Genomic DNA, 11,651 nt, shown 5'->3' with positions numbered 1-11,651 from the left:
CGTCCATGAGGCCGCCTTCGCCGTTTACGGCATCCGATCAACGATCCCTAATCGGATAGATCCCATGAACGCCGGGGCCGTGTTTTCAGGATGAATGACGGGCACCCGGCCCGGCGAGGACGGGTGCCAGGTGTGAGACCGTCAGTCGTCGAACTCGCCGAGCTTCACTCCGGCGACGAAGGCGTCCCACTCGGCCTGGGTGAAGAACAGTTTCGCCCCGTCGGGGTCCTTGGAGTCGCGGAGCACGTGGAGGGAGCCGAGGTCCGCCTTGTGACCGGTGCCGGGAGCGTCCACGACGGCCACCTCGACGCACTCGCCGCCGCTGGAGCCGCTGCGCGAGGACTTGCGCCAGGTCGCGCCGGTCAGATCTGCTGCCATTCCGTCATCACCTTCGCTATGAGGTCGGCGCTGGCCCGCGCGGGCAGGGCCGCCGAGCGGATCGACTCGTATCGCTTGCAGATCACCGCCACGTCGCGCGGATGGTCCGTGACGTGCCCTACGGCGGCGGACTCCACGAATACACTATCCAGGCTGCCCTCGATGCCCGCAATGAGGAATCCCCCTTCCAGACCCGCGATCGCGCCTCCGGTGGCCCCCGACTCTCTCGACAGGACCTGTACGGAGACCTGCCTGCGCTCCGACACGGCCAGCAGGGCGGCGAGCTGGTCCCGCATGACCTCCGGCCCGCCGATACTGCGCCGCAGGACCCCCTCGTCGAGCACGGTCCACAGCAGCGGAGGGGCGGTGCTCGCCAGCATCTTCTGGCGCTCCAGCCGGGCGGTGAGAAGCTCCTCGACCCGCTCGTCGGTCACCCCGGGATCGGCCTGCAGGATCGTGCGGGCGTAGCCGGGAGTCTGCAGGAGTCCCGGAACCAGCAAGGGGTGCCAGCCCCGCAGCGTGTGGGCCTGCCGCTCGATGTCCACCCACGGGCGGAACCGCGACGGAAGGGCGCCGTAGGCCAGCATCGGCCAGATCCGGACGAGCGTGCCGTCGGTGTCGAGCGCCTGGTCGCACCGTTCGGCGAAATCCAGCGACGGGATGCGCCGGGCCGTCTCGACCATGCTGATCAGGCCGTTCGAATAGGAGATCTCCTGGCCGAGCCGGCCCTGTGACCATCCGGCCTGTTCGCGCAGGCGGCGAAGCTCGGTGGCGAAGAAGGCGAGGGGACTGGCCTCGCCCTCGGGTTCACGCGCGGGGGGCATCGCGGACTCCTTTCCCGCGCCGGACCCGCTCAGGGAGCCCGCCGCAGCTGTCGTAATCAGTCAACTACGAAAAGTAATGGCTCGTTGCGGCGATGGAAAGCGCATCTCCAAAATGCGGCGAAAAGTGTTTCTGGTTCATGATCGATCGGTTCGGGGGCGCATATTTCCCCGCCGTCCGCCAGGCCCTTCCTATTAACACCTTCGACTGTTGAGAATCGGGGATAATATGTTGAGGCTCTGTTGTTCCGGCGTCTCTCCCCGAGGAGGCCAGGCGAGTTGGCGGAGTTTGTCGGCATTGATCCGGCCGGTGCGCGGCGCCTCATCAGCTCCATGGGCGATGCCGTGCAGCGCGCCAAGACGCTCCGGCCGTCGCTGTCGGCCTCCATCGCCGAGGCGGGGCCGGACTGGCCGGCCGGTCCCGGCGCGGAGGTGCTCGACAACGTCGGACGCTTCCTCTCCGAGGCGCAGCGGGACCTGACCTGGCGGGTGCAGACGATCGAGCGCGTCGAGAAGACCACGGCCCAGGGCGGCCTCACGACGGCCGAGCTGCCCTTCGGTGACGCTTCGTCGGCCCGCGCCGCCGGGACGCTCGCCGGGGAACAGGCCCTGGCGGCCTGGCGGGACTACCTCAAGGACCCCGGCGTCAAGAACTGGGAGAAGGTCCAGGCGACGCTCCGGGAGGGGCGGGGGAGAGCCGCCGACCCGGCATATTCGACCGGACTGCTGACCACGCTGGGCGCCACGGCCTTCGGCGCCGTCTTCGCCACGGTGAGCGCGCGCAACCAGAACGACCCGCGCGGCTACAGCCCCGACAACCTGAAGGAGGCGGGAAAGGACCTGAAGCCGCTGGCCGAGGCGTTCGCGTCGGCCGACGCGGCGGGCACCCTCCCCAAGGACCTGCGGGACCATGCGCTGGGGGATCTCCCGATCGGCGGCATGGCCGCACTTCTGGGCCTGGCCCGCCAGTCACGCGAGTTCGTCCTGCAGGCCGGAGCCAAGGTGCTCCAGTACGGCGGAAACCGCGACAGCGGGAAAGACTGGAACACCTACTGGCTGGTCAAAGCGCTGAGCCAGGACGTCGGGACGACCCAGAGATTCCTCACCACCGGCGACAACGCGGCGCTGCTGCTACGCCCCGAGGTGGTGAACGGCCTCCCGGGCACGGATTTCGAAGACCTGCTGGCCACGGCCCTGGACAGGGCGCTGGCCCCCGGGGCGGGAGACGCCGTCCTTCGCCGTGACGCCTGGCTCAACATCATCGACCTCTACAGCAGAAAGAACTTCTGGCCCGCACTGAAGGATCCATCCCCGGTCGGCCGGGTGCTCGCCACACACATCTCACAGTATTTTCCCGACCTCATCGCTGTATGGCGGAGAGATCGCGATTCTGTGAAGACGGCGTCAAGTGCTGAATGGGAGGGACTCAAGTCTGATGCGGTCGTCGGTTTTATTGGGGGTCTGCTGCAGAGTCCTGAAGTGCTGGTGCCGCTCAAAAAGGGTTATGGGGACTTCCTGCGAAATATCGATTTGGGGAAAGACCATCCTTTTGGTGATGCTCCTACTGAATATGCCAGGCAGGGACAGCGTGATCGCTTCTACGGAAAGGTGGTGACGGTGGGGGCGCTGGCATCGCTTCTTTTTAGTGGACTGCATGAAGCTGATCTGTCTGCCGATGATGCCGATAAGGCAATTGTGGAGCTTCTGGTGCTCCCTCTGGACGTGCTCACTGCAGGAGTGAGTGGTAAATTCATCGACGGCGTAGTGAGAGAAACCTTTTTTGGAAAAGCGCTCGACTTGAGTCAGAAGAACCCCTTGAAAGATACGGTCGAGAGCTATCTCGATGGCGAAAGGCCGGGAGATGCCTCGGATCTGGTTGAGGTTCTGGTCGATGCTCAGGTGTCTGCCTTCAATGCCTCCCGTCAGAGCCACGGGCGCTCACCCCTCAGTCGAACGGACTTGGATCAGCTAAAGGCAATCTTTTCTGGGCAGCTTACTCCGGTTCTTAGTTCGGCACTCGAAGCGCGCGGAGGATAATGGTGGAACCAGCCAACTTGCTCCGCCAAGCGGAGGAGAAGGAGTTGCTCGCTGACCGCTTCGAAGGCTACATGAAGAGCCTGGAAAATCTTCTCGATCGTGCCAAGACCGATTCGGCCGACGATGGTCCGGTCTGGACGGGAGCTGCCGCTCAGCGTTTTGAGCAAGATGCTATGCGAAGGCGATCGGATGTGATCCGACTTGCAGAACAGTGTCAGGCGGCTGCACGTAGCCTAAGGAAGTCCGCTTTGCAGCTCCGGGAACGAGCCCGTCTTTTGCGAGTTCCTCTCTGATCGGCTTTCGCTCGGAAGGCAGTCGGTTTTACCAATGATCTCTATGTTCGGGGCGGAATCCTGTATAAGAAGGATGAAAGTAATTCCAGGGTCCTTCTTGTGGAGAACAACAGAACTGCGACCGGGGCGTGCCCAGCTCGCGCTGCGATCAATCTCATAACCCAGTCCTACAAGATTGCTCTGCAGGGGATCGCTGGCCAGATCGGCTCGTTCGGCTTGCTCGGCGGGGGTCATTTGACCGCTTTCGTCGAAGCTTCCGCTGAATTGGTAGGAGCGAGTTGCGGTGCCCCCTGGACAGCCCGCGGCGTCATCGTTCCCTTCGCCGGTCTTGTCGACGGTTTTCTTGCCAGCCATCGAATAGGAGGACTCAAGTTTCTTGGCGTCCGCAGCCAGCACCTGGGCGGCCTCGTCGAGAGTCGGGCCGCCGCTCGTACAGCCTGCGGCCAGCAGCACTACCAGCAGGGCACATCCCACGACACGACGCACCCTGCCGACTGTACTGATCGTTTCCCTGCCAGGGGAGCCCACTGGCCGGAAACGGTCTTGGTCTCAGAAAATCAAGATCTCAGAAGATCAGGCGGTCGTCTCGCGCCAGCGGTTGGTGATGGGCAGGCGGCGGTCACGGCCGAAGTTCTTGGGGGTGATCTTGGGGCCCGGAGGATATTGGCGGCGCTTGTACTCGGCGAGGTCGACCAGGCGGATGACGCGGGCGACCAGGGCGGGGTCGTGGCCGACGGCGATCAACTCGGCGGAGCCCATGTCCTTTTCGACGTAGTCGTCCAAGAGACGGTCCAGTACGTCGTACTCCGGCAGGGAGTCGGTGTCGCGCTGGTCGGGGCGGAGCTCGGCGCTGGGCTCCTTCTCGATGGAGTTCTCCGGGATCGGCGGTGCCGTGAAGCCGTGCAGGAACGCACCCGAGATGCCCGCCTGGGCGTTGCGCCACCGCGACAGCTTCCAGACCTGGGTCTTCAGCACGTCCTTGATGGGGGCGAAACCACCCGCGGAGTCGCCGTAGAGGGTGGAGTAGCCGGTGGCCAGCTCGCTCTTGTTGCCGGTGGTGAGCACCAGGTGCCCGTGCTGGTTGGACAGGCCCATCAGGATCATGCCGCGCACCCGGGCCTGGAGGTTCTCCGCCGCCAGGCCGGACAGCTCGATCTCCTTCTCGAAACCGTCCACGATGTCGGCGATCGCCACCACCTGGGCGTTGATCCCCTGCCGGCGGACCAGCTCCCAGGCGTCCTCCAGGGAGTGCTCCGAGGAGTAGCGCGAGGGCATCAGGACCGCGTGCACCCGGTCGGGGCCGATCGCGTCGGAGGCGATCGTGGCGGTCAGGGCGGAGTCGATTCCGCCGGACAGGCCCAGGATGACCGACTCGAAGCCGTTCTTGGCCACGTAGTCGCGGACCGCGAGGACCAGCGCGGAGTAGACCTCGGCGCTGTCGTCGAGGTGCGGGGCGACCGAGGGGGTCTCCGGGGCGTACGGCTCCACCGGGAAGGCCGACAGCTCCATCCGCTCCACCGTGATGACGGTCCCGTCCCCGGCGTCCACCTGGAAGGTGCCGAGACCGCCGAACCTGGCCTCGGGTAGCTCCAGATCGGTGATCAGCAGCTCCTCGGTGAACTGCGCGGCCCGCGAGACCAGCTCACCGGAGGCCGAGACGATGATCGAGTCGCCGTCGAAGACCAGCTCGTCCTGGCCGCCCACCTGGTTGACGTAGGCCAGGGCGCAGCCCGCCTCCTGTGCCCGGCGGGAGACGAGGGCGAGCCGTACGTCGTCCTTCTCCTTCTCGTACGGCGAGGCGTTCGGCACCACCAGCAGCCCGGCTCCCGCCTCGGCCACCACCGCGACCGGCCCGCCCTCCTGCCACAGGTCCTCGCAGACCGCGATCGCCACGTCGACTCCGTGCAGCCGGAAGATCGGCAGTCGGTCCCCGCGTACGAAGTAGCGGTATTCGTCGAAGACGCCGTAGTTCGGCAGGTGGTGCTTGGCGGTCTTGGTGACCACCTGGCCCCGGTGGAGCAGCGCGGCCGCGTCGAGCGGGGAGCCCTTGGGCTGCCCCACCCGCGGAGCCAGGTCCGCCCGGTCCACGTAGCCGACGACCACCGGGATCTCACCGAGCCCCTCGTCGGCCAGCCGCCGGGCGAGGGCCCCGACCGCGGTGATCGAGGCTTCCACGAATGAGCTACGCAGCACCAGGTCCTCGACTGGATACCCGGTCAGGAACATCTCGGTGAACACCACCAGATGCGCGCCGCGGTCGGCGGCGCGCCGGGTCCACTCGACGAGCTTGTCGGCGTTTGCCGCCAGGTCACCGACTACGGGATCGGTCTGGGCCAGAGCGATACGGAGTTGAGCCACGTGCTCCACCCTATTCCCGTCGGCGGACGTGCCCGCTCACGGGTGATCGGCCCTCCGCGGGGGCGGGGTCTCCCTTCCCCGCCTCCGCGGAGGCCTGCCGAGCGGCGTTCCACGCCCCGGGGCCTTCCGGTGGCGATCCGGCCGAGAACTCCGGCGGGGAGCCGGTCAAGAATCCCGGCGAGGAGTCAGCTGAGCACCCTGGCGGGGAGCCGGCCGAGAACCTCGGCGGGGCGTCAACCGAGAACCCCGGTGAGGAGCCGGCCGAGAATCCCGGTGGCGAGTCAGCCGAGCACGCCGAGCAGACCGAGTTTCCTGGCCTTGGTGGGCTCGGCCACGCGCTGGAGCTCCTTGCCGGAGGCATTGAGGATCACCAGCGTGTTGGCGGTCCCGCCCTTGACCCGGACCGCGAGCCGGCCGTCGCGCAGGTAGCGGGCGCCCAGCAGGGTGCCTCCGACCGGGATGGTGATCTTCTTACCCGTCTTGGTGTCGTAGATCGACGGGGTGAACGACGTGGACCAGGAGCCGTCGCCGGCGGGGTCGTTCGCGCTGATCGCGTTCACCACGACCCGGCGGCTGTCGGGGGACAGGCTCTCCACGTGGTTGGCGAGCTTGATTCCGAGAGCCTTGCGGGAGACGCGGGACCGGGTGTCCAGCAGGTGGACGCCACGGGTGTCCCCGGCGTACCCGGCGAGCGTCCTGCCGTCGGCCGACCAGGTCAGGTGGCAGATGCCGACGGTCTTGCCGGAGTCGACCACGTTCCTGCCGTCGGCGCCGACCACGATCACGGTCGTGGCCGTCGCGGTGCCCTTCTTCGGGTAGGCGATCCTCCTGCCGTCGGCGGTCCAGGCGGGGGTCAAGCAGGGACTGCCGTAGGCGGCGTCCCTGGCGATCACTTTATCCCCGCTCGCGGACTTGACGTGCAGGCGGCTCTTCTCGTCGATCCAGGCGACGCGCTTTCCGTCGGGCGCCGCGGAGAACTGCCCGGAGAAGGCTCCGCCGCCGACGGCCAGAGAGGTCCAGCCACCCCGGTGGGTCAACACCTCGATCTTGCTGCCCTGGTAGCCGAAGTAGACGGCGCCGGTGACCGGCGCCGTCCGCGACGAGGCCAGGGCGGGGGTTGCGACGGCGGCGGTGGACACGGCCAGTGCGGTGCCGACGGCTATGGCCCAGTGCTTCATACGATCTCCTCAGGTCAGTTCCTCAAACGGATAGTTAGAGACCTGAGCGACCGGAAAGGTTCACAGCTCGGGCCGATCACCGGGTCATGGGAGGTCGCGGGCAGTCAGATCCCGGCGGGTTCGCGGTCCGTTCACCGGCGTCATGGGAGGTCGCGGGCGGTCAGACCCCGGCCGGGTCGCGGTCCGTTCGGGCATCCGACGCGGGCCAGTGTCTCAGCGTGCCGTCGAGAGCGTCGATGATCCTGTCCCAGGACGCCTGGAGGTCGCGCGGGTGACCGAACCCCCCGGCGGCCTCAAGACTGGTGAACCCGTGAAAGGTGCTGCGGAGCAGGCGCACCGCGTCGGTCAGGTCCGGTTCGACCAGGCCGTACGCGCGCAGCAGCGAAGAGGTGGTCTCGTTGCCCCGCAGGGCCGCCGCGGCCTTGGCGACGACGGCGGGGTCGAGCCGGATCTGGGTCGCCGCGTATCGGCCGGGGTGGGCCAGCGCGAACTCCCGGTAGGCGCCGGCGAACGCGGCCAGGGCGTCCTTGCCGGACCGGCCCGCTATCGCCGAGGTGACGCGGTCGCTGAGTTCGCCCGCCGCGCGCAGCGCGACCCGGGTCCGGAGGTCCTGAACGTTTTTGACGTGAGAGTAGATGCTCGCGTCCGCGACCCCGAAGCCCCGTGCCAGTGCGGAGATCGTGACATTCTCGAACCCGACGGCGTCCGCCAGATCCGCGGCCGCCTCCGTCACGCGATCGGCCGTCAACCCCGCACGAGCCATCCGGCACCTCCGCAGCGAAAAGCTTGCCTTCCTAGGATATAACCTAGGGTATCTAGGTTTCCTGGCGCAAGCCGGTGCGCGCGACGGACCGGGCCGCATTGAACGGACCGGATTGAACGGACCGGATTGAACGGACCGGATTGAACGGACCGGATTGAACGGACCGGGCCGCGTCGATCGGCCACGACCGGCGTCAGATCCGGCCGACCGGGATCGGCAGGACGGCCTCCACCAGCGTGCCACCGCCCGGGGCCTCGCCGATCACACACGTCCCGCCGAGTTCGGCGGCGCGCTCGCGCATGGACAGCAGGCCCACGCCGGAGCGCGACCCCGTCCGCAGCCCGTGGCCGTCGTCCTGGACCCGGACCACCAGTGATTCGCCGCGCCGCAGCGACACCGTCGCCGAACGGGCCCGCGCGTGCTTGCGGATGTTGGTGAGCCCCTCCTGCGCGATCCGGTAGGCGGCCACCTCGGCGGCGGCGGGGAGATCGGACAGGTCTCCTTCGGTCTCCACGGCCACCTGCGGATCGCCCTCGACGGCCAGCGCCCGTACGGCTTCCGCCAGGCCGAGCTCGTCCAGGGTCGGCGGGCGCAGGCCGTACACCAGTTCCCTGATCTCCTGGCCGACCGCGTCCATGCCGGTGCGCAGCTCGGCCAGGAGCCGGTCGGCCGAGGCGGGGGCGGAACGCAGGTTGATCCTGGCCATGTTGATCGACATCGCCATGTCGGTCAGGGCGTGGCCGAGCCCGTCGTGCAGGTCCCGGCGCAGCCGGCGCCGCTCCTCCTCGCGGGCGGTGAGGATGCGCTCGCGGGAGCGCTGCAGGTCGGCGGTCATCCGTACGGCGTGCACCACGTCCGCCATGTACGGGGTGACCACCGCGATCAGCCGGTCGTTGTGGGCGGCGGCGAACCTGCGGGGGCCGGGCGAGCCGAGCAGCAGCCGCCCGACCGGTTCGCCGTGCCAGATCAGCGGCACCGCGCGCGGAGCCGGGTCCAGCAGGCCGATCTCCACCCGCCTGGTCCCCGGGTCGTTCACCTCGACCGCGACGCCGGTGACGCCCAGCCCCTCACGGATCACGGCGGCCGTGGCGGCGAGCGCGTTGGCGGGCTCCGCCTCGCCGACCTCCTGGGCCAGCCGGGCGGCGAGGGCCCGCGGGTCGCCGTGCGTGCCGTACATGAGCCGGTCGACCCAGCGCCGCAGCAGCCGGCGCAGCGGGTGGAAGACCGCCCCGGCGAACAGCGCCGCCGCCAGGCCGCCGATCCGGTCGTATCCGGACAGGGTCAGCCCGGCGAGCGCACCGGCCCCGAAGTAGACCGCGCTGACCGCGGCGATCAGCCCGGCGGCCACGAAGGCCCGGCTGACCACGGTGTCGATGCCGTACAGCCGGTAGCGCAGCATCGAGAAGGCGATGGCGACGGGGATCAGCCCGGTCGCGATCGTGCCCGCCAGCCACCAGCTCTCCCCGGCCAGCAGGCAGACGATGTAGAGGGCGAACGAGGTCAGCGGCCAGGCGATCTGGCGGCGGGTGGTGGGGTCGGCCCGGTGGGCGCGCAGGGCCAGGGAGAGCAGCGACAGGACCGCGAGAACATTGATCAGCAGCGCCAGGGAGTCCTGGATCGTGGCGTGGTAGGGGCTGAGCGCCTCGATCGCGAGCGGATTGGGGATGATCCGGGGCAGCGGGTAGTTCTCGGCGGGCGGTGTCGGGCGCACGACGAGCCGGGCCGCCTCGGCCACCATGACCAGGGCCGCCGCGGCCACCATCGGCCGCCAGCGCCGGGAGGGCAGCCGCCCGTCGGGGGAGTACAGCGGGAGCATGATCGCCAGCAGGGTGCCGCCCACGATCCAGCCGAGTCCGCCGACGTAGCGGTAGTGGCCGGCCGTCGCCAGCGCGCCGTCGGCGCCGGCGCGGAGCATCATGGCGGAGCCGAAGATGTTGAGGGCGCAGCCGATCCCGCCGACGTACATCACCCAGGCGGCGGCCGAACGCGGGCGGTGCACCAGCAGGAAGGCGCCCACCAGCGGGAAGGCCAGGCCGGCGGCGTGATCGGGGGTCGCGGGCGGGTCGGAGACCCAGCTGGACGGCAGGCCGCCGGTGATGACGATCCCGGCCACGGTGAGCGCGAACGCGCCGACGGACACGGCGACGATCGCCAGGCGCAGCGGGGAGGCCGGCAGGTCACGTGTGACGCTCGTGGCCGGACGCAGGGGGGTCATCTGGATATCGCTATCTGCCCACGCCGCCCGGACTGACCAGCCCCGACTCGTAGGCCGCCACGACGAGCTGGGCCCGGTCGAACAGTCCCAGGTGGTCCAGGAGCCGGGACACCGACTGTGCCACCGCACGCTCGGGGACCGACAGGGTCACGGCGATCTGCCGGTTGGTGAGCCCCCGGGTGACGAGCTTCATCAGGTCCAGCTCGGCGTCGCCGAGACCGGCGAGGCCGGGCGGGGCCAGCGGGTCGGTACGCCCGGCGAAGGAGGCGATCAGCCGGGTGGTGACGGCCGGGTCGATCAGCGCGTCACCGGCCTGCGCGGCACGCAGCGCCGTGATGAGCTGCTCGGGAGCCGAGGTCTTGAGCACGAAGCCGCTCACCCCGGCCCGCAGCGCCGCATAGAGGTTGTCGTCCGTGCCGAACGTGGTCATCATGATCACCTTCGGCGGGGACGGGTCGGCGAGGATGCGCCGCGCGGCGGTCAGGCCGTCCAGCCGGGGCATCTGGATGTCCATCAGGACCAGGTCGGGTGAGGTCTCCCGGACGGCCGCGATCGCCTGCTCGCCGTCCCCGGCCTCGGCCACGAGGCGGAAGCCGGGTTCGTTGTCCAGCACGACCCGCAGGCCGGTGCGGACCAGGGCCTGGTCGTCGGCCACCACGACACGCAGGTCGGCCGGCGCCGCCGTCCGCTCCGCCCGCCGTTCGGCAGTGCGCACGAAGACCGTCTCCCCGGACGCCGCGGGCGGGTCCAGGTGGGCGGCCTGTGACAGCATGTCGGACTCCAGTCGCTGGAGGGTGGCGCCGAGGTCGAGACCGAGTTCGTCGCGGAGCACCCCCCTGGCCCGGCGGAGCGCGCCGAGCGCGTCGCCCTGCCTGCCGCGGTGGTAGAGGGCCAGCGCGAGCAGCCGCCAGGCCTCCTCCCGCAGCGGATGGGCCGAGGCGTGCGCCTCCAGGTCGGCGACCAGGGCGCTGGAGCGCCCGAGCAGCAGGCCCGCGTCGGCGCGGCGCTCGACCGCGATCAGCCGCAGCTCCTCCAGCCGCCCGGCCTCGCTCATCGCCCAGGGCAGATCGGCGAACTCGGCCAGCGCGGGTCCACGCCACAGGGCGAGAGCGTCGTCCAGCCGCCCCCACACGGCGGCCGGCCCGCCCTCCGTCTTGACCGCGTTCTCGAAGGCCCAGCAGTCCACCTGGCCGGGGGCGGCGCGCAGCGCGTATCCCGGTGGGGCGGAGACCAGCACCTCCGCCTCCTCGCGGGGCGCGCGGCCGGGTTCCAGGGCGCGCCGCAGTCGCGACACGTAGCCCTGGATGGTCGACAGCGCCTGGGCCGGGGGCTCTCCCGGCCAGAGCTCGTCGATGAGCACGCTTACCGGTACGGCGCGACCGCCCGCCACCAGAAGCCGGGCCAGCACCGCCATCTGGCGTTGGCCGCCGAGGTCGAGCGTCACGTCGCCGTGGCACGCCTTGAACGGTCCTAGAGCATGAAATGTCAGCATTTCGGGGGCAAGCGTAGAGCCACCTGGTCGTACGTCATACCGCAATTCCCGCCATCGTTCGCAAGCTGTGAGAAACCATCAGCTGTCAGATTGTGAGCTCCACATCGCGCGACAGA

The 11,651-nt window shown here is 69.2% G+C and carries 9 protein-coding genes; 1 reads left to right on the top strand and 8 read right to left on the bottom strand.

Features of this window, described 5'->3' with window-relative positions; translation table 11 throughout:
• Positions 1–141: 141 nt before the first annotated feature.
• Together OHA77_RS08330 and OHA77_RS08325 are read right to left on the bottom strand one after the other, a co-directional pair.
• A complete protein-coding gene (locus OHA77_RS08330; RefSeq protein WP_406317213.1) occupies positions 142–378 on the bottom strand; it encodes a DUF397 domain-containing protein in 237 nt (78 codons plus the stop codon).
• Positions 363–1,202, bottom strand: a complete 840-nt coding sequence (locus OHA77_RS08325) for a Scr1 family TA system antitoxin-like transcriptional regulator (protein WP_406317211.1) — start codon at positions 1,200–1,202, stop codon at positions 363–365. Before OHA77_RS08325 ends, OHA77_RS08330 begins: the two co-directional genes overlap by 16 nt.
• 276 nt (positions 1,203–1,478) lie before the next feature.
• On the opposite strand from OHA77_RS08325, the gene OHA77_RS08320 reads away from it, so the two are divergent.
• A complete protein-coding gene (locus OHA77_RS08320) occupies positions 1,479–3,236 on the top strand; it encodes a hypothetical protein (RefSeq protein ID WP_406317209.1) in 1,758 nt (585 codons plus the stop codon).
• Positions 3,237–3,469: 233 nt separating this feature from the next.
• Here the strand turns inward: OHA77_RS08320 and OHA77_RS08315 are convergent, their stop codons facing one another.
• From OHA77_RS08315 to OHA77_RS08290, 6 genes are all read right to left on the bottom strand, one after another.
• Entirely contained in the window at positions 3,470–4,015 is a 546-nt protein-coding gene (locus OHA77_RS08315) for a hypothetical protein (protein ID WP_406317208.1), read from the bottom strand.
• An 87-nt stretch (positions 4,016–4,102) separates the two neighbouring features.
• The gene (locus OHA77_RS08310; protein WP_406317206.1) at positions 4,103–5,887 is read right to left on the bottom strand and encodes an NAD+ synthase; all 1,785 of its coding nucleotides are present in this window, start codon (positions 5,885–5,887) and stop codon (positions 4,103–4,105) included.
• Positions 5,888–6,168: 281 nt separating this feature from the next.
• Positions 6,169–7,065 carry a hypothetical protein gene (locus tag OHA77_RS08305; protein WP_406317204.1) on the bottom strand — a complete coding sequence of 299 codons (897 nt, stop codon included), beginning with the start codon at positions 7,063–7,065 and terminating at the stop codon, positions 6,169–6,171.
• 160 nt (positions 7,066–7,225) lie between these two features.
• Positions 7,226–7,828 (bottom strand): TetR/AcrR family transcriptional regulator, encoded by a 603-nt coding sequence (locus tag OHA77_RS08300; RefSeq protein ID WP_406317202.1) that lies wholly within the window; start codon positions 7,826–7,828, stop codon positions 7,226–7,228.
• Positions 7,829–8,021: 193 nt separating this feature from the next.
• A complete protein-coding gene (locus OHA77_RS08295; RefSeq protein ID WP_406317200.1) occupies positions 8,022–10,043 on the bottom strand; it encodes a sensor histidine kinase in 2,022 nt (673 codons plus the stop codon).
• Positions 10,044–10,053: 10 nt separating this feature from the next.
• A complete protein-coding gene (locus tag OHA77_RS08290; protein WP_406317198.1) occupies positions 10,054–11,535 on the bottom strand; it encodes a BTAD domain-containing putative transcriptional regulator in 1,482 nt (493 codons plus the stop codon).
• Between the last annotated feature and the right edge of the window lie 116 nt (positions 11,536–11,651).

The organism is Streptosporangium sp. NBC_01639 (genome assembly GCF_045209755.1).
Lineage (GTDB): Bacteria > Actinomycetota > Actinomycetes > Streptosporangiales > Streptosporangiaceae > Streptosporangium.
This window is presented reverse-complemented; position numbering and strand designations above follow the sequence as displayed.